19 protein-coding genes, 1 tRNA gene and 1 pseudogene are annotated in these 20,849 nt (G+C 64.4%); 8 read left to right on the top strand and 13 right to left on the bottom strand.

Going from position 1 to position 20,849, the window contains the following annotated elements:
* Positions 1 to 37: 37 nt before the first annotated feature.
* Positions 38 to 823, top strand: a complete 786-nt coding sequence (xth, locus tag OC446_RS19650; RefSeq protein ID WP_262030709.1) for an exodeoxyribonuclease III — start codon at positions 38 to 40, stop codon at positions 821 to 823.
* 139 nt (positions 824 to 962) lie between these two features.
* Here the strand turns inward: xth and OC446_RS19645 are convergent, their stop codons facing one another.
* The 6 genes from OC446_RS19645 to lipB all read right to left on the bottom strand — a co-directional run bounded on the left by OC446_RS19645 (position 963) and on the right by lipB (position 7,695).
* The gene (locus OC446_RS19645) at positions 963 to 1,805 is read right to left on the bottom strand and encodes a tetratricopeptide repeat protein (protein WP_262030708.1); all 843 of its coding nucleotides are present in this window, start codon (positions 1,803 to 1,805) and stop codon (positions 963 to 965) included.
* Positions 1,792 to 3,522 (bottom strand): dihydroxy-acid dehydratase, encoded by a 1,731-nt coding sequence (ilvD, locus tag OC446_RS19640; RefSeq protein WP_262030707.1) that lies wholly within the window; start codon positions 3,520 to 3,522, stop codon positions 1,792 to 1,794. The genes OC446_RS19645 and ilvD overlap by 14 nt, the downstream gene beginning before the upstream one ends.
* 339 nt (positions 3,523 to 3,861) lie before the next feature.
* Positions 3,862 to 4,713: a protein-L-isoaspartate O-methyltransferase family protein gene (locus OC446_RS19635; protein ID WP_262030706.1), complete on the bottom strand. Its 852-nt coding sequence runs from the start codon at positions 4,711 to 4,713 to the stop codon at positions 3,862 to 3,864.
* A gap of 55 nt (positions 4,714 to 4,768) precedes the next feature.
* Positions 4,769 to 6,376, bottom strand: a complete 1,608-nt coding sequence (locus OC446_RS19630) for a carboxyl transferase domain-containing protein (RefSeq protein WP_262030705.1) — start codon at positions 6,374 to 6,376, stop codon at positions 4,769 to 4,771.
* A gap of 117 nt (positions 6,377 to 6,493) precedes the next feature.
* Positions 6,494 to 6,871, bottom strand: a complete 378-nt coding sequence (locus OC446_RS19625; RefSeq protein WP_262030704.1) for a hypothetical protein — start codon at positions 6,869 to 6,871, stop codon at positions 6,494 to 6,496.
* An 89-nt stretch (positions 6,872 to 6,960) separates the two neighbouring features.
* Positions 6,961 to 7,695 (bottom strand): lipoyl(octanoyl) transferase LipB, encoded by a 735-nt coding sequence (gene lipB, locus OC446_RS19620; protein WP_262030703.1) that lies wholly within the window; start codon positions 7,693 to 7,695, stop codon positions 6,961 to 6,963.
* 254 nt (positions 7,696 to 7,949) lie between these two features.
* On the opposite strand from lipB, the gene OC446_RS19615 reads away from it, so the two are divergent.
* The 4 genes from OC446_RS19615 (at position 7,950) to OC446_RS19600 (ending at position 12,060) form a co-directional block, all read left to right on the top strand.
* Positions 7,950 to 8,034, top strand: a tRNA-Leu gene (locus OC446_RS19615).
* A gap of 216 nt (positions 8,035 to 8,250) precedes the next feature.
* Complete coding sequence (gene mgtE, locus OC446_RS19610; RefSeq protein WP_262030702.1) at positions 8,251 to 9,675, top strand: magnesium transporter; 1,425 nt, start codon at positions 8,251 to 8,253, stop codon at positions 9,673 to 9,675.
* Between the two features lie 90 nt (positions 9,676 to 9,765).
* Positions 9,766 to 10,665 carry a glycoside hydrolase family 25 protein gene (locus OC446_RS19605; protein WP_262030701.1) on the top strand — a complete coding sequence of 300 codons (900 nt, stop codon included), beginning with the start codon at positions 9,766 to 9,768 and terminating at the stop codon, positions 10,663 to 10,665.
* Between the two features lie 222 nt (positions 10,666 to 10,887).
* Positions 10,888 to 12,060, top strand: coding sequence for an isovaleryl-CoA dehydrogenase (locus OC446_RS19600; protein WP_262030700.1), 1,173 nt, complete (start codon positions 10,888 to 10,890; stop codon positions 12,058 to 12,060).
* A gap of 99 nt (positions 12,061 to 12,159) precedes the next feature.
* Here OC446_RS19600 and OC446_RS19595 read toward each other — a convergent pair whose 3' ends face one another.
* Complete coding sequence (locus OC446_RS19595) at positions 12,160 to 13,848, bottom strand: hypothetical protein (protein WP_262030699.1); 1,689 nt, start codon at positions 13,846 to 13,848, stop codon at positions 12,160 to 12,162.
* 38 nt (positions 13,849 to 13,886) lie between these two features.
* Positions 13,887 to 14,465: a hypothetical protein gene (locus tag OC446_RS19590; protein WP_262030698.1), complete on the bottom strand. Its 579-nt coding sequence runs from the start codon at positions 14,463 to 14,465 to the stop codon at positions 13,887 to 13,889.
* Between the two features lie 137 nt (positions 14,466 to 14,602).
* On the opposite strand from OC446_RS19590, the gene OC446_RS19585 reads away from it, so the two are divergent.
* Together OC446_RS19585 and OC446_RS19580 are read left to right on the top strand one after the other, a co-directional pair.
* A complete protein-coding gene (locus OC446_RS19585) occupies positions 14,603 to 15,304 on the top strand; it encodes a ribonuclease activity regulator RraA (protein ID WP_262030697.1) in 702 nt (233 codons plus the stop codon).
* 20 nt (positions 15,305 to 15,324) lie between these two features.
* A complete protein-coding gene (locus OC446_RS19580) occupies positions 15,325 to 16,155 on the top strand; it encodes a YdcF family protein (RefSeq protein WP_262030696.1) in 831 nt (276 codons plus the stop codon).
* Here the strand turns inward: OC446_RS19580 and OC446_RS19575 are convergent.
* Both OC446_RS19575 and OC446_RS19570 read right to left on the bottom strand, forming a co-directional pair.
* The gene (locus OC446_RS19575; protein WP_262030695.1) at positions 16,119 to 16,397 is read right to left on the bottom strand and encodes a DUF3253 domain-containing protein; all 279 of its coding nucleotides are present in this window, start codon (positions 16,395 to 16,397) and stop codon (positions 16,119 to 16,121) included. The two genes, OC446_RS19580 and OC446_RS19575, sit on opposite strands and share 37 nt — an antisense overlap.
* Positions 16,390 to 17,082, bottom strand: a complete 693-nt coding sequence (locus tag OC446_RS19570; RefSeq protein WP_262030694.1) for a DUF599 domain-containing protein — start codon at positions 17,080 to 17,082, stop codon at positions 16,390 to 16,392. Before OC446_RS19570 ends, OC446_RS19575 begins: the two co-directional genes overlap by 8 nt.
* A gap of 71 nt (positions 17,083 to 17,153) precedes the next feature.
* Here OC446_RS19570 and OC446_RS19565 point away from each other — a divergent pair, with 71 nt between their 5' ends.
* The gene (locus tag OC446_RS19565; RefSeq protein ID WP_262030693.1) at positions 17,154 to 17,564 is read left to right on the top strand and encodes a rhodanese-like domain-containing protein; all 411 of its coding nucleotides are present in this window, start codon (positions 17,154 to 17,156) and stop codon (positions 17,562 to 17,564) included.
* On the opposite strand, the gene OC446_RS19560 is transcribed toward OC446_RS19565, so the two are convergent.
* The 3 genes and pseudogenes from OC446_RS19560 to OC446_RS19550 form a co-directional block, all read right to left on the bottom strand.
* On the bottom strand, positions 17,561 to 17,857 hold the full coding sequence (locus tag OC446_RS19560) for an acylphosphatase (protein WP_262030692.1): 297 nt from the start codon (positions 17,855 to 17,857) through the stop codon (positions 17,561 to 17,563). The genes OC446_RS19565 and OC446_RS19560 overlap by 4 nt on opposite strands.
* A gap of 216 nt (positions 17,858 to 18,073) precedes the next feature.
* Positions 18,074 to 18,487 (bottom strand): annotated as a pseudogene (locus OC446_RS19555) (gamma-glutamylcyclotransferase family protein); the annotation flags it as partial.
* 195 nt (positions 18,488 to 18,682) lie between these two features.
* On the bottom strand, positions 18,683 to 20,683 hold the full coding sequence (locus OC446_RS19550; protein WP_262030691.1) for an acetyl/propionyl/methylcrotonyl-CoA carboxylase subunit alpha: 2,001 nt from the start codon (positions 20,681 to 20,683) through the stop codon (positions 18,683 to 18,685).
* Positions 20,684 to 20,849: the final 166 nt, after the last annotated feature.

The raw sequence follows: 20,849 nt of genomic DNA, 5'->3' as shown, positions 1-20,849 counted from the left end.
GATGAAACGGATGGGACGAACGAGCGAGAGTGACACGATGCGCATTGCCACCTGGAACGTGAACTCCATCAAGCAGAGGCTGGACCATCTCGCCACTTTCGTGAAGAGCGCGGATCCGGATGTGGTCTGCCTCCAGGAGCTGAAATGCGTGGACGAGGCTTTTCCCCGCGCCGAAGTGGAGGCCCTTGGCTACAACGTCGCCACCCACGGCCAGAAGGCCTATAACGGCGTCGCGATCCTGTCCAAGCGCCCGCTGGAGGACGTGCGTCGCGGCCTGCCGGGCGACGACAGCGACGAGCAGGCCCGCTACCTGGAAGGCGTGATCTCGACCTCGCACGGCGCCGTGCGTGTCGCCTCCATCTATCTCCCCAACGGCAATCCCATCGGCACGCCCAAATTCGACTACAAGCTCGCCTGGATGGACCGTCTCCGCGCCCATGCGAAGAACCTCCTCCTGCTCGAGGAGCCGCTGGTCCTGTGCGGCGACTACAACGTCATCCCCGAACCCAAGGACGCCATGGATCCGGCGGCCTGGGTCAACGACGCCCTGTTCCAGCCCGAGAGCCGGGCCAAGTTCCGGGAGCTGGTCAATCTCGGCTTCCTCGATGCCGTCCGCGCCTGCAACGACCAGCCCGGCCTCTATTCGTTCTGGGATTATCAGGCGGGCGCGTTCCAGCGGAACAACGGCATCCGCATCGACCACCTGCTGCTCTCGGCCCAGGCACAGGACAAGCTCAGGACGGCCTCGATCCGGAAGGAAGTACGCGGCTGGGACAAGCCTTCGGACCATGTGCCGGTGATGGTCGATCTCGATATCGAGTGACTGCGCCTTTCGAAGGGGCAAGTGGACGTCATGGCCAGCCTTGTGCCGGCCATCCCGTTAAGGCGAGGCTAGACATTTCATAAATCGAGATCACCGGCACGCGGCCGGTGATGACGTGGAGGGTATTCGCCAGCCCGCCTTACCGGCGCGACTGGATGTATTGCTCGAGCAGCGCCAGCGCCAACTTGCGGTCGCTCTCGTCCGCAGCCGCGAAGGCATCGTCATAGAGGGAGACGATCCACTGATCCTTCGGGCCCTCCGTGGAGGCCTCCCGCGCCAGGGTCAGCCACATGAGGCCCTTCGCCCGCTGGCGCGGAACGCCCTGGCCGGTCATGAGCAGATGCCCCAGCAGCGCCTGGGACGCGGTGTGGCCCTTCTCGGCCGCCAGGTTGAACCAGCGGGCCGCGTGGCGGGCGTCCTTCCGGACCCCGGTGCCCTCGAGATAGAGACGGGCGAGGTTGTACTGGGCGTTGGAGTCGCTGAAATACGTCGCCGCGTAGCTGAACATCTCGACCGCACGGGACGGATTGGCCGCCACATAGCTGTCCTTGATGCCGTCCAGGAAATAGCCGCCGAGGGCTACGAAGGCGCTGGACACGACCGACGCGTTAGGTGAATCGGGGCTCTCGTCCGCGTGCTGATCGGCGAGTTGGGAGAAATACTCGAACGCCTTCAGGTCATCGTGCTCGACGCCGTCGCCATCCGCATACATGCGCCCAAGCTTCCAAAGCGCGAGCGAATGCCCCTGCCCCGCCGCATATTCGAGCGCATGCACGGCTCCGATCTTGTCGCCGGCATAATAGTCGCGCATGCCGCTGCGCAGGGCATCGCGCGCCGAGCCGTACTTGATGCCCGGAGCGAGCGCCGGAGCCAGGGCAGGCGTGAGCGGTTGCGGACGCGGCGCGGCATCGAGCGCATAGGCGGCGCCGGCGCCGAGGGTAGCCACCCACAACGTGGCTGCGATGAGTTTAAACGTCCGCATAGGTTTCTTTTTCTGCAGCTCCGCCGGGATGGGTCACAGCCCCGTCCCGTGCCGGACCCACGGTTTGCGAATATTTCCAGAGATAGCCCGAGGTGGCGCTCGTCTCCCGCGGCTTCCATTCGGAGCGGCGCTGCGCCAGTTCCTCGTCCAAGAGTTCCACATCGATCGTGCCCTTGACGGCATCGATGGCGATGACGTCGCCGTCCTCGATCAGCCCGATGGGCCCGCCCACCGCCGCCTCCGGCCCCACATGGCCGATGCAGAAGCCGCGGGTCGCGCCCGAGAAGCGGCCGTCGGTGATAAGAGCCACCTTGTCGCCCATGCCCTGGCCGTAGAGCGCCGCCGTCGTGGAGAGCATCTCACGCATGCCGGGACCGCCGCGCGGCCCCTCGTAGCGGATCACCAGGACCTCGCCTTCCTTGTACTGGCGCTTGGAGACCGCCTCGAAGCAGGCCTCCTCTCCGTCGAAGCACCGGGCCGGGCCACGGAACGTCTGCTTTTCAGCCGGCATGCCGGCCACCTTCACGATGGCTCCTTCGGGAGCGAGATTACCCTTCAGTCCGACGACGCCGCCCGTGGGCGTGATCGGCCTGTCGGCCGGATAGACCACGTCCTGATCGTCGTTCCATTTCACGGAAGCTAGGTTCTCGGCCATGGTGCGGCCGGTCACGGTCATGCAGTCGCCGTGCATGTAGCCGTGGTCGAGCAGTGTCTTCATGAGCAGCGGGATGCCGCCGACCTCGAACAGGTCTTTGGCGACGTACCGCCCGCCCGGCTTCAAGTCGGCGATGTAGGGCGTCCGCCTGAAAATCTCGGCCACGTCGAACAGGTCGAATTTGATTCCCGCCTCATGCGCGATAGCGGGAAGATGCAGCGCCGCATTGGTCGAGCCGCCGGAAGCCGCCACGACCGTCGCGGCGTTCTCCAGGGATTTGCGGGTCACGATATCGCGCGGACGGATGTTCCTGGCGATCAGGTCCATGATCTGCTCGCCGGCGGCGGCGCAGAACCGGTCGCGAATCTCGTAAGGCGCCGGAGCGCCCGCCGAATACGGCAGGGCAAGCCCCATGGCCTCGGAAACGGTCGCCATGGTGTTGGCGGTGAACTGCGCCCCGCAGGCGCCGGCCGAGGGACAAGCGACCTGCTCGAGCTCGGTGAGATCTTCATCCGACATCTCGCCGACCGAGTACTTGCCGACGGCCTCGAAGAGATCCTGCACGGTCACCTGACGGCCGCGGAAGGAGCCCGGGAGAATCGAACCGCCATAGATGAAGATCGACGGCACGTTGAGGCGCACCATGGCCATCATCATGCCCGGCAGAGACTTGTCGCAGCCCGCCATGCCGACGAGCGCATCATAGGAATGGCCGCGCATGGTCAGCTCGACCGAATCGGCGATCACCTCGCGGGACGGAAGCGACGCCTTCATACCCTGATGGCCCATGGCGATGCCGTCGGTCACCGTAATCGTGCAGAACTCGCGCGGCGTGCCCTGGGCGGCCGCCACGCCCTTCTTCACCGCCTGGGCTTGGCGCATGAGAGAGATGTTGCAGGGAGCGGCCTCGTTCCAGCAGGTGGCGACGCCGACGAGCGGCTGCGCAATCTGCTCCTTGGTCAGTCCCATGGCATAGAGATAGGAGCGATGCGGCGCGCGAGCGGGCCCCTCCGTCACGTGACGGCTCGGCAGCTTCGACTTGTCGATCAACCGCGCATCCATGGTCCGCACTCTTCTTCCAACCGGTTCCCACGCGGAGATCCAAGTCCTTTGGAACTCTCGTGATCTGCCATGTGCTACGCCACCGATGCAATGACCCTTAGGAAGGATCAACTGAACAGCCTTAACCCGTATTCTGCCCCTGGCGTCACTACGTAAAGCTTTGGTTTTGCAGCACTTTAGCCTGCACCAGGTGTAGCGCTCCGTTTATGGCGGGATCGCGGCGGAGCTTGGGCCAAGAGAGGCAGGATGTTGAAGGTTTGAAGGTGTTGCTCCACCGCAACATTTTTGGGACAGGATTCCCCTTGCCGACGAAGGATCGAGCCCTATTGACGAAGCCGATCAGCCACGATCGCGCCCGCTTCGATCCTCCGGTTCGACGGACGAGAACCACACGTCGTCATAGACCGCGACGGCGCTGGAATCAGGCTGGCGATCGCTCCTGATCCAGACGGATCGGACCAAAGCCAGATCGGCTTCGGTCGGAACGCGGCTGATGGAAATCTTCTCGGTCGCTCCGCTGCAGGAGATGAAACCGACGCGCATCAGCGATTGCACGTCGAACCCTCGTGAACGCCGCGTCACCAAGAGCGCAGGCCCCCAGCCCTTGTGCGGCTGCCAGGGGAAGATCAGGCGCCCAGATGGATTGAGCGCCCGCAGCCATTCCACATCCGGCGCCAGAACGCCCGCATTGACATAGACGATGTCGCCCTTCGGCAATGCCCGGCCGAAGGCCGACGCAGCATGGACGGTCACGTTGGCGTAGGCACCCAGGTTCCGCTCCGCCTGGGCCGCGAGGTCGGCCTCGTACTCGAAGGCTTCGACACGCCCGTCCGGCTGGACGAGCAGAGCCAGGATGGCCGTGTAATAGCCCGTGCCCGCGCCCACATGGATAACCGTCTCGCCCGGCTGCGGGTCGATCGCATCGATCCAGGCCGCATGAAGGGCGGGCTCGCCGTTGTTGATTCCGCGGTCAAGATCGATGGCGACGAGGACGTTGTCGTAGATGTCGGCAATGTCGGAGGTTTGTGTGGCCATGCCCCTGCTGATCACGGTCCACGGCGGCGGCGGCAGAAATGTTTCCCGTGGAACAGACGCGAAGGCCTGCTTGAGGCGTCCATTCCGAACCTCCGCCAGACGCACGATCTGCCTGGCATAGGCACGACGATAATTGTCGGATCCTTCCTGCGGCATGCTTTGAAAGCGCCTTCGGGCCGCAAGAGTTCCACGCCCCGGACAGGCGGATCCGCTACATCCTGAACACGCCGAACTTCGTCTCGGGAACTGGCGCGTTCAACGCGGCCGAGAAGGCTAAGGCGAGCACGCGGCGAGTTTCGGAGGGCAGGATGATGCCGTCGTCCCAAAGGCGGGCGGTGGCGTAATAAGGCGAGCCTTCCTTTTCGTACTTGTCGCGGATCGGCGCCTTGAAGCCCTCCTCCTCGTCCGCGCTCCAGGCCTTGCCCTCGGCCTCGATGTTGTCGCGCCGCACGGTGGCGAGAACGCTCGCCGCCTGCTCGCCCCCCATCACCGAGATGCGCGAGTTCGGCCAGGTGAACAGGAAGCGCGGAGAATAGGCGCGGCCGCACATGCCGTAATTGCCGGCACCGAACGAGCCGCCGACCAGCAGCGTGACCTTCGGCACCTGGGCGCAGGCGACCGCGGTGACGAGCTTGGCGCCGTCCTTGGCGATGCCGCCCGCCTCGTACTGGCGGCCGACCATGAAGCCGGAGATGTTCTGCAGGAAAAGCAGCGGGATGCGCCGCTGGCAGCATAGTTCGATGAAATGCGCGCCTTTCTGCGCGCTTTCCGAGAACAGGATGCCGTTATTGGCGACGATGCCGACCGGCATGCCCCAGATCCGGGCGAAGCCGGTGACGAGGGTCGTGCCGTAGAGGCGCTTGAACTCGTCGAACTCCGAGCCGTCGACCAGGCGGGCGATCACCTCGCGGATGTCGTATTGCTTCTTGAGGTCGGTGGGAACGATCGCGTCGAGATCCTGGATCGCGTATTTCGGCTCCACCGGCTCCGCGATGTCGATATCGATGCTTTTGCGCGAGTTCAGCGTGCCGACGATGCGACGCACGATGGCGAGCGCGTGCACGTCGTCGGTGGCGTAGTGGTCGGCCACGCCGGAGAGGCGGGCATGGACCTCCGCTCCACCGAGATCCTCGGCCGACACCACCTCACCGGTCGCCGCCTTCACCAGGGGCGGACCTCCGAGGAAGATCGTGCCCTGGCGGCGCACAATGATCGTCTCGTCCGACATGGCCGGCACATAGGCGCCGCCCGCCGTGCAGGAGCCCATCACGCAGGCGATCTGGGGAATGCCGAGCGAGGACAGGGTCGCCTGGTTGTAGAAGATGCGCCCGAAATGCTCCCGGTCCGGGAAGACCTCGGTCTGGTGCGGCAGGTTCGCGCCGCCCGAATCGACTAGGTAGATGCAGGGCAGACGGTTCTCGCGCGCCACTTCCTGGGCGCGCAGATGCTTCTTCACCGTCATGGGGTAGTAGGTGCCGCCCTTGATCGTCGAATCGTTGCAGACGATCATGACCTCACGCCCTTCGACGCGCCCGATGCCGGTGATGATCCCAGCGCCGTGAATCGCGTCGTCGTACATGCCGTGGGCGGCGAGCGAGCCGAGTTCCAGAAACGGAGCGCCCGGATCGAGGAGCCGCATCACGCGCTCGCGCGGCAGGAGCTTGCCGCGGGCCAGGTGCCTCTCCCGCGCCTTGGCGGGGCCACCCTCAGCCACGTCCTGACGCTTGGCCTGGAGCTCATCGGCGAGTTCGGCCCAGGCGGCACGGTTCGCCCGCGCGGAATCCGATGTCAGATCGGCGGAGGTGGCGATGACGGGCACAGCGGCTTTCTCCCTCGTTCTTGGTCTCGGCTCCTTCACGGCTAAACGCCGGAGGGCCGTCCACGTCAGTACCTAGAACAAGGGAGCCGATGCAACCGGCTTCGGTCGCCTCGCGCGTCAGCCTTTGGCACGAATGACGGTTTCCTGGCGCACGACGCCCGAGCCGCAGCGATAGGCGATGCCGCGCACGAGCGACCAGTCATCGGATACCTTCTGCATGTAGAGATGCGTGCCGCCGAGCGCGACAGTCGACTGCAGCATGTCCTCGGTGGCGTAGCCGAAGCTCGAGTTGCCGAGAGTCGTGCCGAACCCGATATAGACGGGCCTGGCCGTTCCGGGTGTGGTCGGGGTCACGGGGCTGACTTCGCCCAGGCGGGTGCAGACCCGCACGTCCGCTGGCGAATCGACGATCTTGACGAGTTCCGTCGGCTCGGGCCGGTAGGCGCAGGCTGAGGCAGCCAGGGCGACGAGGGAAGCGAGTAAGGCACGTTGCATGGAAGTTCCGCCAATGATCAGCCGTTTGCTCCAGCTTAGAGCATGAAGCGGCGTTGGGGAGAAGCCTCGCCGTATCCTCTGTGAAAAACCTAGGCGCCGTGGCTCAAGAGCAACGGTCCCTCCGCCCTTTCGGTCGGCCCGAAAATCTCCTCGAAGGCCCTGCGCATCGCCGCATCGACCTCCGGCATCGTAACCGGGATTCCGAGATCGACGAGGCTGGTGACCCCATGCTGGGTTACGCCGCAGGGAACGATGCCAGTGAAATGCGAGAGATCGGGCTCCACGTTGAGGCTGATGCCGTGGAATGTCGCCCAGCGGCGGACGCGGATGCCGATGGCGGCGATCTTGTCCTCGGCGGCCTCGCCCTTGTCCGGCCGCCGCACCCACACGCCGACCCGGTCCTCCCGCCTTTCGCCACGAATGTTGAAGGCATCCAGGCTCGCGATGAGCCAGGCTTCGAGCGCCGTCACATAGCGGCGCAGATCGGGTGCGCGCCGCTTGAGGTCGAGCATCACATAGGCGACCCGCTGACCGGGACCATGATAGGTGTATTGCCCTCCCCGGCCCGTCTGATGGACCGGGAAGCGGTCCGGATCCACGAGGTCTTCCGGCTTGGCGGAGGTACCGGCCGTGTAGAGCGGCGGATGCTCCACGAGCCACACCAGCTCCCGCGCCTCCCCGGCGGCGATGGCCTCGGCCCTCGCCTCCATGAATGCGACGGCCTCCTCGTAGGGCACGAGGCCGTCCGTGATGGCCCATTCCACGGGAGGAGAGCCGCTCTCGGGCTGGAACTGAACGGCCAGGCTGTCTCGCAGGTTCGACACCGATTCACCTTGAAGCCAGGCGGGAGACAGGGCGGAATTGTCCTGCCCCCGAAAGAGCCGGAGGCATCCCCGGCGCGCCCTGGAACTTCCGCCTATATAGTGGTTGCAGCCGCTTATCGCCTAGACCGTGGCCGACAGGCGAGGCATTCGCTCACGTCAATTGGCGGATCCGATACGGAAGGGGTTGCAGCCCCCCGGTCGATCTGCTAGAGCGGCCTCCTCTTCAGGAGAAACCCACTCCTGGAACCGAGTTCGCGGTCATGGCGGAATTGGTAGACGCACTACCTTGAGGTGGTAGCGGGGAGACCCGTGGAGGTTCGAGTCCTCTTGACCGCACCAACTTTGGCACTTCGGTGCCGAAGACGAAAAGGCCCCTTTCGGGGCCTTTTTTGTTGACTGTCTCTGCCGATCCGGGAGCCAGGGCCCAGCACTCGGGCGCCTGCACCGGTCCGGCGAAAAACGACCACCGACCGATTCTTCGAAAAGTCTTTAGGGCGCATTGCGCGGGCCTGCCCCCGTGCCTAAAAGGCGACAACCCACCTCAGAGGACGGCTGATGCTGGAAGTCGAAGACAAGACGCCGCTTCCGAAGCCCGATGAGCCCGAAGCCAACGCCCTGGCCTTCAGGGACGAGGAGGGCGAGCTCAATCCGGAATTTCTGGCCGCCGCTGCCGATGCCATCGAGGCCTCGGAGGTCGAGCGCCTGCAGCAGCTCGTCGAAGGCTTCCACGAATCCGAGCTCGGCGACCTGCTCGAAGCCCTCGAACCGGACCAGCGCCCTCGTCTCATCGAACTTCTCGGCCGGTCCTTCGACTTCGCCGCCCTGACCGAGGTGGACGAAGCGGTCCGCGAGGAGATTCTCGAGGAGCTCGAAACCTCGACCGTCGCCGAGGGTGTCCGTGACCTTGATTCCGACGACGCCATCACGATTCTCGAAAGCCTTCCCGAAGAGGAGAAGGCGGAGGTTCTCGATCAGCTTCCGGCCATCGAGCGCGTCGCGCTCCAGCGCTCCCTCGATTACCCCGAGGACAGCGCCGGACGGCGCATGCAGACAGAGTTCATCGCCGTGCCTCCGTTCTGGACGGTGGGGCAGACGATCGACTTCATGCGCGAGACGGCGGACCTGCCGGAGACCTTCTACGAGATTTTCGTCATCGATCCGGCGGGCCACCTGCTCGGAGCCGTGGCGCTGGACCGGCTCCTGCGCTCGAAGCGCCCGGTCACGATCCAGGAGATCATGGACGACGAGCCGGACCGGGTGAAGGCGACCGAGCACCAGGAGGAGGTGGCGCGCCTGTTCGAGCGCTACAACCTCGTGTCCGCGGCCGTGGTGGACGAAGCGGGCCGCCTCGTCGGCGTCATCCTCGTCGACGACATCGTGGACGTGCTCGAAGAGGAGGCCGACGCCGACATCAAGCAACTCGGCGGCGTGAAATCCGACGAAGAGCTGTCGGACACGGTTCTCTATACCCAGAGAAGCCGCTTCCCCTGGCTCTTCGCCAATATGTGCACCGCCTTCCTGGCCGCGGGCGTGATCCGCGTCTTCGAAGAATCCCTGGAGCGGATGGTGGCACTCGCCATCCTGATGCCCATCGTAGCCTCCATGGGCGGAAATGCCGGCACCCAGACCATGACAGTGGCCGTCCGGGCGCTGGCCACCCGCGAACTCGGTCGCGCCAACGCCTGGCGCATCATCCGCCGCGAGGCGGCGGTCGGCATCCTCAATGGGCTGGTCTTCGCGGTTATCCTCGGGACGGTCGCGAGCCTGTGGTTTCAATCGCCCCAGATCGGCCTCGTGATCGGCCTCGCGCTCATCTCGGTCCTGCTCTTCGCGGCACTCGGAGGCATCTTCGTCCCCTTGACCCTCAACAGGTTCGGCGTCGACCCTGCGGTATCGTCCGGCCCCTTCGTCACGAGCATCACGGACATCGTCGGCTTCTTCTCCTTTTTGGGTATCGCAACACTCTGGTTTCGTCTGTAGTCTCGCTTCGCGCCACGCTCGTAAGGGCCTGTTAACGCTCTTCGGGCATCTCTGGTGCGATCCCGTTTTGCGTACAATACAGTTGAACCGATGAAGACTCGCCGCCGCTCCCCCAGCCGCTCCAAGAGTTCCGGCCTGACGACTTTCGTACGGGCTGCCCGGTTCAGCGCGCTCGCTGCAATCGCCTTGGGTCTCGCCTCCTGCGCCATCATGCCTTCGTCGAGCCGTTATCCGACGAAGGGCGACGTCAGGCCTCACGAAGGCGTCGCATCCGCTCACCAGCTCCCGATCCACGGGATCGACATCTCCAAATGGCAGGGCGATGTCGACTGGGCTTCCCTGCGCCAAGCCGGAACCCAGTTCGCCTTCATCAAGGCGACCGAGGGCGGCGACCACATCGACAGCAAATTCCACGAAAACTGGCAGGAGGCCAAGCGGGCGGGCGTTCCGCGCGGGGCCTACCACTTCGTCTACTGGTGCCGCCCGGCGCACGAGCAGGCGGCCTGGTTCAAGAGGAACGTGCCCCAGGATCCGGACGCCCTCCCGCCGGTTCTCGATGTGGAGTGGAACGGCCAGTCGGTGAACTGCCCCAAGAAGGTCCCGCGCGAGCAGGCGCTCGCCATGATCGACGTGATGCTGCGCGAGATGGAAGCCCATACCGGGAAGCGCCCGATCATCTACACCGACATCACCTTCCACAAGGAAATTCTGGAAGGCGAGTTCAACGACTATCCTTACTGGATCCGCAGCACGGCGGCCGAGCCGCATGTGCGCTACAACAACCGCCGCTGGACCTTCTGGCAGTTCACGACCACGGGCCGCGTCCCGGGCGTGAAGGGCGACGTGGACCGCAACACGTTCTACGGCACGGAAAACCAATGGCGCATGTTCGTCCAGAGCGCCTGCGATCCACGCGACCATCGTCGCCTGAGTGCACAAGGCGTCTGCCGCGACATGGATCCCGTCCAAACCGCCAGCATCGGCGAGTAGACGGGTCGACCGGCGCGAACGCTCAGGCTCCCTCACCCAAGGTGAGGGGGCTTTTCTTTATTGCATAAGACCAATTGCCCGGCCCGGGGACAGCTCCACCTCTCCTTTTGCGAACGATCCGCCCTTGATAAGGGCAGCAATGCTGACCAAAATGGCGCGATCAGAAAAGCCATCCATCGCTTCCTGCGACCATGGGAAGGCGAATGGAACCGGGAGGAACAGATGCTGCAGAATGCCGCCAAGGGCTTCAATTTCGATCTCGGCGAGACCGCTGATGCCATCCGCGAGACCGTTCGCGACTTCGCTCAGGAGAAGATCGCGCCACGCGCCGAGGAGATCGACCGGACGAACCAGTTCCCGCGGGATCTCTGGCCCCAGATGGGCGAGCTCGGCCTGCATGGGATCACGGTCGAGGAGGAATATGGCGGGGCCGGGCTCGGCTATCTCGAGCACGTCATCGCCATGGAGGAGATTTCCCGCGCCTCCGCGTCGGTCGGTCTGTCCTACGGCGCCCACTCGAACCTCTGCGTCAACCAGATCCGCCGCAACGGCAATGAGGACCAGAAGCGCCGCTACCTGCCGAAGCTGATCTCCGGCGAGCATCTCGGGGCGCTCGCCATGTCCGAGCCCGGCTCCGGCTCCGACGTGGTATCCATGCGCACCCGCGCGGAGAAGCGGGGCGACCACTACGTCCTCAATGGCAACAAGATGTGGATCACGAACGGCCCGACGGCCGATACGCTGGTGGTCTATGCCAAGACCGATCCGGCGGCCGGCCCGCGCGGCATGACGGCCTTCCTGATCGAAAAGGGCTTCAAGGGCTTCTCCACCCACCAGAAGCTCGACAAGCTCGGGATGCGCGGCTCCGACACCTGCGAGCTGGTGTTCGAGGATTGCGAGGTGCCGGAAGAAAACGTGCTCGGCGAAGTCGGCCGGGGCGTGAACGTGCTCATGTCCGGCCTCGATTACGAGCGGGCCGTGCTGGCGGCCGGCTCCACGGGCATCATGCAGGCCTGCATGGACGTGGTCCTGCCCTACATTCACGAGCGCAAGCAGTTCGGTCAGGCCATCGGCGAGTTCCAGCTCGTGCAGGGCAAGGTCGCCGACATGTACGTGACCATGAATGCCGCGAAAGCCTATGTTTATGCGGTGGCCAAGGCCTGCGACCGGGGCGAGACCACCCGGGAGGACGCAGCCGGCGCCATCCTTTACGCGGCCGAGAATGCCACCAAGTTGGCGCTCGACGCGATCCAGCTCCTCGGCGGCAACGGCTATATCAATGATTACCCGACGGGCCGCCTGCTCCGCGACGCCAAGCTCTATGAGATCGGCGCCGGTACGAGCGAGATCCGCCGCATGCTGATCGGGCGCGAGCTGTTCGCCAAGACGGCTTAGAACATCGGACCCAAAAGTGGGAACCGACTTTGGGTGAAATGATGCCGAAGACCCAGATCTTGAAGCAGCGGACGTGAACCCGAATCCACGTCCGACGCCTTAGGAATCCTTCCGGACCTTGTAGAGCTGGAACCCGCGCCCGTTATGCACGATCTTCAGGAGATCGGGCGCGGGGTTCGCCGTCTCGTCCGTATCAGTGCCAAGCACGATCAGGTAATCGTAAAACTCCGTCCAGCCGTCCCAGTAGTGGGGGCCGTCGGCGGGCGCCCCTTCGTCCTCCGCCGCCACAATGACCTGACTGATGCGCGGCGTGTCCCCGTCCTCCGTATCAACATGGCTGCGATATTCCTTCCGCGTGTGAAGGATCTGCTTCCCGGGCACGACGAACAGGCGTGAAACGAGTGCTGAACGCTCGATCACCGCAAGGTTCGGTGCATGGGACAGGGCGGCGTCGATAGCCCCCTCGGCAGGATCATCCGCCTGGGTGACGAGGAGCCGTGAACCCGAAGGCATGAGACGCAATGAGCTTTTCAGCTCCTGCAGCGGTTGAGAGATGGCCACCCAGTGGGCCGAGACGTCGACGACGCGAAAGGCGATCGCAACAAGGCAGACCGCGAAAAAAGCATTGTGGTTCTCGAGTCTTTTCAGATCGACCGAGATGAAGCCGAGCGTCATGAAGAAGATGCCCACAACGATGCGCTGATCGGCCATCCACGAGCCGAAAGCCATGCGCGGCATGACCAGGAAGGCCAGCGTCAGCACGCCGGCCACGATCAGGCCGGCCGGATGGAAGCTGACCAGGCCGCGCTTCACGGCGATTCCGATGGCAACGGCGATCAGGATCAGGAACGGAATATCGGTCACGTCCGAGTAGACCGAGAGGAACAGCGTGACGGCTTCGAACTTGCCCTGCGACTCCCAGACGATGTCGTGGGATAGTCCCCATGTCGGGCTAGTGACCAGCAGATAGAGGAAAGGAAGGAAAGGCACTCCGAGTGCGACGGCGCTCCTGACGAGAGGAGCGGGTTTCCAGGCCTTCTGGGTCCAGAGCCGCCAGAATTCGAAACTGGCGATGCCGAGGCCATAGAGGCCGAGGGCCGACAGGTGGCAAACATACAGCACCGTACAGAAGGCCAGGCTCGCCACGGCGCGGACGATGACAGGTTTCCCGCAGAGCCTGATCCAGACGGACAGTCCCAGCACCGCGGCCCCAACGCCGAACAGGTAGTTCATCAGACCCGTGAACAGGAAGCCGTTATAGACGAACAGCCCGCCTACGAGAGGCCAGGCCGACCAGCGCCCGTCGAGAGTGCGGTGCAGCAGCATCGGCCCGATGAGCATCAGGAGCAGCGTCAGGCCCACGAAAATCCGGCCGGCAGAATAGACCCCGAAGAACGGAACCAGAGGCGGGACGATCAGGTCCATGATGAGGTTGGGGATCGGCGCCCAGGCGACCTCGTAGAACCGGGACAGCGACTCGTTGCCCGGAATGCCCGCGAGCGCCTGCATCCGCGCCAGATGGTTAGGATAATCCTCGAGCGGCGGCACGACCGTGTAGAACAGAGGCAGCAGGATCAGGGCGGCCACGAGCAATGTCTGCTTGAGGACGACCCAAGGGCGCTCGATGCTCCGGTCGAGAGCGGCAGAGGCCGACAAGCCGCGATTCTGATACTCGGACATCCCCACCCCCGCATCCGCCTGGTTCATGGACGGCGCGAATCCCGTCTTATCGGACCGCATAAGAGCCTGCGCCCGTTCCAGGTCAACCTCATCTTTCAGAGGGCTCATTGAGAAATGCTAGGAATTCAGGAGATGCGACACTTCGCTCAAATCGTCCATACATCTCGGGTGATGGCTATCAGGGACAGTCCTTGTTTCCCTCGGCGGAAGATCAGGCGTAGGCTTTTCCAGCTTATCGCTGCCGCTTGGCCTTTTCCTCGCATATGCAATTCAACGACGATGCCATCGGGCGCGAAGACGTGGTTGTTGTTGATATCGTTTCCCCGCTGGCGTGGCTCGTTGTAGAGCACCTCGTCCGCCTTACGGTAATCCGCGCTCCATACGAACTCCTCGAAGTAGCGGCGGCAATCGGCCTTGATGGGATCGCCGCTGCCGTCCCACTCGCCCCAACGACGCACCCGCGGATCCGCGGCGCAGTGCTCGACCTCGGCGCGGGACAGGCGCACGTTGCTGCCGTCGATCATCACATAGGGGCTCACGATCAACCCCTTTCTGCCGACGAACGACGCCAGTTTCGTGAAATTCCGTCTTGCCAGAGCGTCCAAGACCTTCGTGACCAGGCCCTGAACGACCTCACGCGCTTCGTCAGGTTTCAGCGGCGCTGCCGAGACCGGCGGGGTAATGATGACAAAGCACAACAGCCAAAGGGCAAGCAAACGTTTCATTCAGCGTAACCAAACATGTAGGCGCGTCGACGCAGCATCCCGACATGAAACATTGATGCAGGGAATGGCAAGGTCTAATGGTGGCATTCGGGGCGGGTGGCCGCTATGAGTAGCTACCCCAACGTCAGGAAATTCTCATGACTCTCGACAAGACGATCGCCGACGCCCTGCGCGCCGCTTCCACCGCCACGATCACCACCGTGTTGCTGAAGAAGGGCGTCCGCCGCTGCTGGATGAAGGGGCCGATGCCGGCCTTCAATGCCAAGGAGAAGATGGTCGGCCGCGCCTTCACCCTGCGCTTCGTGCCGGCCCGCGAGGATCTGGCGACGCCGGAATCCTGGGCCTCCCCGCGCTCAACCCGCGCGGCTATCGAGGACATGCCGGAAGGCTGCATCGCGGTGGTCGATTCCATGGGCGTCACCGATGCGGGCATCTTCGGCGACATTCTCACCGCCCGCATGCAGAAGCGGGGCGTCGCGGCCCTGATCACGGACGGCGTGGTGCGCGATGCGGTCGGCGTCGAAGGTACGAATCTTCCCGTCTGGTGCGCGGGCGTGGCCGCTCCGCCGTCCGTGGCGGGCCTTACCTTCGTCGGCTGGCAGGAGCCCATCGGCTGCGGCGGCGTCGCCGTCTTCCCCGATGACGTGATCGTGGCCGACCGCGATGGCGTCGTGGTGATCCCCGCCGCCATGGTGGAAGAGGTCGCGAGGGCCGCCGTGGAGCAGGAGCGCTATGAGCTCTGGGTCATGCGCGAGGTGGAGAAGGGCGTTCCCCTCCCGGGCCTATACCCGCCGAACGCCGAGACCAAGGCCCGCTACGAGGCCGAGTCGAAGGTTTAATACGTCGAGAAGGATGGCGGGTGTTCTATTACGTCTCGAAAATTGCGTGGTTCTTCGCCACGCCATCCAACATTCTGATCAGCCTCATTTTAATGGGGCTGATCCTGGCTCTCTTCAAGCGGTTCCGGCGTTTTGGCGTCGGCCTGAGTCTCGTCTTCACCCTGTCTACCATCGCCTTGGGGCTTCTCCCTATCGCCAGCTATATCCTGCTCCCGCTGGAGGAGCGTTTCCCGCCCTTCCACGATGATGGGAAACCGGTCGACGGCATCATCCTGCTGGGTGGCTCCGTCGAGGCGGCGGATTCAGCCTCACGGGGCATGATCGTCTCCAATGAGTCGGCCGAGAGGGTGCTCGATACGATCCAGCTCGCCCATCGCTATCCGGGTGCGCGAATCCTGATTTCGGGTGGAGGCGGCACCGTCTTCGGGGACGGAACTGCGGAAGCCCCCATCATCGCGGCTTATTTCCAGAGCATCGGGATCGACGCGGCGCGCATGATGATCGAGGACCGCTCGCGAACGACCTACGAAAACGCCGCCTATTCCATCGAGCTCGCCAAACCTAAGCAGGGCGAGCGCTGGCTGCTCGTCACCTCTGCATGGCATATGCCCCGCGCAGTCGGCGTCTTCGAAAAGGCTGGTTTTGCTGTCGTTGCCTATCCTGTGGACTTCCGTACATCCGGTGGCTCCGGGATCAACCGCCCCTTTGCCTTCATCTCGGAGGGTCTGCGGCGGCTTGACATCGCCACAAAGGAGTGGGCTGGCCTGATCGCTTACTATCTCGCGGGCCGTACTGTAGGGCTGTTGCCACATCCTCACGGGTCTTGGATCGGCGACAGCGCTAACCGATAAGTTCCACTGAAGTCATCGGGATCGACAGGGCGACCCTTGCGGAGGATGACGATGCGTCCTTCCTTCATGAGGCGCACGGCCACCTTCCGAACCGGCTTCATCAAGGGGCCCCAACCCTCCGGCTGGTTGCCGCCGAGGGCCTGGGCCACATCGGCCGGCCCGATGGTCTTGCCGGGGCCGCGCTCCTTTAAGAGCGCCAGCATGGCCGCCTCCAGGTCTTCGGGCGTCGCGTGCTTAGACATCGGTCGACCTCAAGGCTGCATGGTGGGCATCGGACAGGAACTGGCGTCGCCACATGACGAGGAGGACGCCGGCGGTGGCTCCGATGAAGAGATAGGCGCTCACGAACCAGCCGAGATAGGCCAGCGAGAAGAAAAAGGCCCGCTGTCCACGGTTGAAATGCTTGCCGGCAACCGCATTCATCGCCGCGGCCTGGCGGGCGACCGCCAGCGCCTCCTCCCGGCTGTTATCCTTCAGCACGGGAACGGCCCCGACGATGATCGCCATGTAATTGAACAGGCGGTAGGACCAGGCGAACTTGAAGAAGGCATAGACGAAGATCACCGCGAGCCCGATGACCTTCACGTCCCAGCCCAAACGCGTCGGCGGCTCTCCGAACGGTAGATCGGCAAAGAGCGGCAGAACGGAATCCGCCGAGCGCAGGAGAGCCAGCACGCCGCCGATGGCGATCAGGGAGGTCGAGGCGAAGAACGCGGTGCCGTTCATGAGCGACGCCATGATGGTGGTGTCGACGATGCGGTTCTCCCGCACCACCATCTGCTCCATCCAGCGGTAGCGGTACTGGTTCATGATCCTGTTGAGGCTGCCCTGCCCGGCGGGCGTGAGCTCCAGCGCGGCATGATACCCGAGCCACGCGATGAGGAAGAAGGCCAGCGCCCCGTAATCGAGATTGGTGAAACCCAGCACCCGTCGTCTCCAGTTGACTCCGCCGCCATCTTGCCCAGTTTGTCCAAAGCCTCAATGGGGAGCGACCCTTCATGTCTCAGACCATCACCCGCGGCTACAAGGCCTTGCTCGACGAAGCCAACGCGAAGATCAAGACCCTTCCCATCGCCGAGGCGATGGCCCTGCACGGCCGGGACGACGTGGTGTTCGTGGACCTGCGCGATCCGCGCGAGCTCGAACGCGAGGGGCGCGTTCCCGGCGCGGTTCATTGCCCGAGGGGCATGCTGGAATTCTGGATCGATCCGGAAAGCCCCTATCACAAGCCGGTCTTCGCCCAGGACAAGACTTTCGTGTTCTTCTGCGCCGCCGGCTGGCGCTCGGCGCTCTCCACGGCGACGGCCCACGACATGGGCCTGAAGCCGGTCGCCCATGTGGACGGAGGCTTCACCGCCTGGAAGAATGCGGGTGGTCCGGTCGAGATCGGGGCTACCGCGAAGGCTTAAGCCGTTCCGCGAACCTCGAACCGAGTCGATAAATTGTACTCGGGATCGCCCTGGTCGAGGATCTCGACCTTCTCCACGCGCGAGCCGGCGGGTCCCTCGTGGCAGGCCTTCAGCATCACCTCGACGAGGTCTTCAGGCCCCGAGAACACCGCCTCGACCGTCCCATCCCGCCGGTTACGAACCCAGCCCTTGAGCCCGTGCAGTTGCGCCTGATGCTGCGTCCAGGCGCGGAAGCTCACGCCCTGGACGCGCCCGTGGATCAGTATGTGTGACGTTCGATGCGCGGTCATCATGCCCTATCGTGCACTCGGCGGACGCGGTGCAGCGCCTGCCTTCGTTCCATCCGGCGAGTGGATAATGCACCCTGCCCGCCGCAGATCCAGCCTTTCCAGGATTTCGGCGCTCTTCCCTGGCCCTCAGCGGGATCTGCGGATCGTTCCCGACGGAGCGGTCCAAAGCGGGCGGACCTTAGGCGTTTGAGGAACCGGTGCGGTGGCCTGGGTCTTGGGCAACCACGCACCCAGGCTGCGCAGATAATCCTCCGGCAGGCCCGCATCCCGGGCGGCCTCGACCACGCCTTCCATGTAGCCCGGCAACGGTGCGCCCGGCTTGGCGCTCCGCCCGATATAGACGACCGCTCGGCGCGGCCCTTGTTCCGTTACGATGGGCTGGATGACCTTGGTATAGAGACCCGTCGCGAGGCTCTCGTAGCGGTCGAGCGCGGGCACGTCCGCCAGAGCGAGATCCCAGACCATGCCCCAGACTGCACGCTGCGGATCCCGCACCACAGAGGCATAGCCTTCATCGAAGATGATGAAGCGATGCCGCATGAGCCGGCCGATGCCGACCGGCTTGGAGGCCGGGCAGCGTTGGAGCATGGCAGCCCGGTCCATGTTGGACCCATAGGCGAAATAGAGGGGCATGGCTCAGGGGCCCTTTTCCTTGCCGGTCTTGTCAGGCGCTTGTGGCCAGCTCCCCTACGTCATCACCGGCCTCGTGCCGGTCATCCCGAACCGAGAAGCGTTGCGCCTCACAAGATCGGGATGGCCGGGACAAGCCCGGCCATGACGCACGGGTTTATATCTTCCGAAAAAGACTACCGACCGAATGTGACCGCCTTACGCGAATTCCATGATCACCGCGTCCACGGCGAGGCTGTCGCCTTCCTTGGCGTGGATCTTGGAGATGGTGCCGTCGCGCTCGGCGCGCAGCACGTTCTCCATCTTCATGGCCTCGACGATGCAAAGCGGCTCGCCAGCCTTGATCTCCTGGCCGACGCTGACGCTGATCGCCTTCACCAGACCCGGCATCGGGCAGAGCAGTTGCTTGCCCGTATCCGCCTCCAGCCGCTCCGGCATGAGGGCGGCGAGTTCCGCCTCGCGCTTCGTGTAGACCCGCACCTCGGCCGAGGCGCCCGCATGGGACAGAACCACACCGTTGAGGATCGTCCGCACCTGGACGGCAACCGGCTCGCCGCCGACCGTGCCGGTCCAGACCGGCTCGCCGGGCACCCAGCCCGATGCGATGGGCCAGGCTTGGCCGTCGATCACGACCGCGAAGCCGCCCTCGATATCCTCGATCAAGACCTCGTGCCGCTCCCGGCCCAGCAGCACCACGCGCTCGCGGTCGAACCGCACGCTGGAGACAGGACGCATCTGGCCCGAGATGTGCCGCTTGCGCTCGTTGAGCAGGTGATCGATGGCGGCGCCCACGGCAGCCATCCGGAGCGCCACCTCGCCTTCCGGCGCCGGAGCCTTGAAGCCTTGGGGAAATTCCTCGGCGATGAAGCCCGTGGAGAGCTTGCCCGATTGCCAGCGCGGATGCTGCATCAAGGCCGATAGGAACGGGATGTTGTGGCGGATGCCCTCGATGGCGAAGGCGTCGAGCGCTGTTGCCTGGGCCTGGATCGCCTGCTCCCGGGTCGGAGCGTGGGTGACGAGCTTGGCAATCATCGGATCGTAATAGATCGAGATCTCGCCGCCCTCGTAGACGCCGGTATCGTTGCGGACGGTAACGCCGTGGCTCTCCCCCTCCTCCGGCGGACGGTAGGTCACAAGACGACCGGTGGAGGGCAGGAAGTTGCGCACCGGGTCTTCCGCATAGATGCGGCTTTCCACTGACCAGCCGCTGAGCTTCACGTCAGCCTGGCTCAGCCGCAAGCGCTCGCCGGCGGCCACGCGGATCATCTCCTCCACGAGGTCGATGCCGGTGATCATCTCGGTCACCGGGTGCTCCACCTGCAGGCGGGTGTTCATCTCGAGGAAATAGAACGATTTGTCTTGGCCGGCCACGAACTCGACCGTGCCGGCTGAATCGTAGCCGACGGCCTTGGCCAGCGCCACGGCCTGCTCGCCCATGAGGCGGCGCGTCTCCTCGTCGAGGAGCGGCGATGGGGCCTCCTCCATGACCTTCTGGTTGCGGCGCTGGATCGAGCATTCGCGCTCGCCGAGATAGATGACGTTGCCGTGCTTGTCGCCGAGCACCTGGATCTCGATATGGCGTGGATCGGTGATGAACTTCTCGACGAAGACCCGGTCGTCGCCGAAGGAGGACGCCGCCTCCGACTTGGCGCGGGCAAAGCCCTCGGCAACCTCATCGGCCGAATAGGCGATGCGCATGCCCTTGCCGCCGCCGCCGGCCGAGGCCTTGATCATGACCGGATAGCCGATCTCGTCGGCGATCGTGATCGCCTGCTCGGGACCTTCGATCACGCCGAGATAGCCCGGCACGGTCGACACCCTGGCGGCAGCCGCCGCCTTCTTCGACTCGATCTTGTCGCCCATGGCCGCGATGGCACCGGGGTTGGGACCGATAAACACGATCCCCGCCTCGGCGAGTGCCTTCGGGAAGGCCTCACGCTCGGAGAGGAAGCCGTAGCCGGGGTGGACCGCTTGGGCGCCGGTCGCCTTGCAGGCCTCGATGATCTTCTCGATCACGAGATAGGACTGGGCCGCCGCCGCCGGGCCGATATGGACCGCTTCGTCGGCCATCTCCACGTGCAAGGCGTCCCGGTCGGCATCGGAGTAGACCGCCACGGTCTTGATGCCCATGCGCCGGGCGGTCTTGATGACCCGGCAGGCGATCTCGCCCCGGTTCGCAATCAGGATCTTGTCGAACATGAACCCTCGAACGCTCCACCCAAACAAAACTTGGCCCCACCTCCGTTACTGCACATCCGTGCCTTGGGGAAGCGGGGCCAGGTCAGCATTTAGCGTTAGACGGCAAAACCGCCCTCGGGCGTCTCGCCTGCGCCTGCCCCTCACCGTCCCCGCCTCCCCGGTCTCG

This window comes from Microvirga sp. Mcv34, from assembly GCF_024519725.1.
Classification (GTDB): Bacteria; Pseudomonadota; Alphaproteobacteria; order Rhizobiales; family Beijerinckiaceae; genus Microvirga.
The sequence above is the reverse complement of the archived record's forward strand: the minus strand, read 5'-3'. Positions and strand labels throughout refer to the sequence as shown.

Coding starts and splice junctions, on each gene's coding strand:
- OC446_RS19565 (WP_262030693.1), top strand. CDS start 17,154: ATGTCTCAGACCATCACCCGCGGCTACAAGGCCTTGCTCGACGAAGCC.
- OC446_RS19575 (WP_262030695.1), bottom strand. CDS start 16,397: ATGTCTAAGCACGCGACGCCCGAAGACCTGGAGGCGGCCATGCTGGCG.
- OC446_RS19625 (WP_262030704.1), bottom strand. CDS start 6,871: ATGCAACGTGCCTTACTCGCTTCCCTCGTCGCCCTGGCTGCCTCAGCC.
- ilvD (WP_262030707.1), bottom strand. CDS start 3,522: ATGGATGCGCGGTTGATCGACAAGTCGAAGCTGCCGAGCCGTCACGTG.
- OC446_RS19550 (WP_262030691.1), bottom strand. CDS start 20,683: ATGTTCGACAAGATCCTGATTGCGAACCGGGGCGAGATCGCCTGCCGG.
- OC446_RS19585 (WP_262030697.1), top strand. CDS start 14,603: ATGACTCTCGACAAGACGATCGCCGACGCCCTGCGCGCCGCTTCCACC.
- OC446_RS19605 (WP_262030701.1), top strand. CDS start 9,766: ATGAAGACTCGCCGCCGCTCCCCCAGCCGCTCCAAGAGTTCCGGCCTG.
- xth (WP_262030709.1), top strand. CDS start 38: ATGCGCATTGCCACCTGGAACGTGAACTCCATCAAGCAGAGGCTGGAC.
- OC446_RS19560 (WP_262030692.1), bottom strand. CDS start 17,857: ATGATGACCGCGCATCGAACGTCACACATACTGATCCACGGGCGCGTC.
- OC446_RS19590 (WP_262030698.1), bottom strand. CDS start 14,465: ATGAAACGTTTGCTTGCCCTTTGGCTGTTGTGCTTTGTCATCATTACC.
- OC446_RS19635 (WP_262030706.1), bottom strand. CDS start 4,713: ATGCCGCAGGAAGGATCCGACAATTATCGTCGTGCCTATGCCAGGCAG.
- OC446_RS19595 (WP_262030699.1), bottom strand. CDS start 13,848: ATGAGCCCTCTGAAAGATGAGGTTGACCTGGAACGGGCGCAGGCTCTT.
- mgtE (WP_262030702.1), top strand. CDS start 8,251: ATGCTGGAAGTCGAAGACAAGACGCCGCTTCCGAAGCCCGATGAGCCC.
- OC446_RS19645 (WP_262030708.1), bottom strand. CDS start 1,805: ATGCGGACGTTTAAACTCATCGCAGCCACGTTGTGGGTGGCTACCCTC.
- OC446_RS19600 (WP_262030700.1), top strand. CDS start 10,888: ATGCTGCAGAATGCCGCCAAGGGCTTCAATTTCGATCTCGGCGAGACC.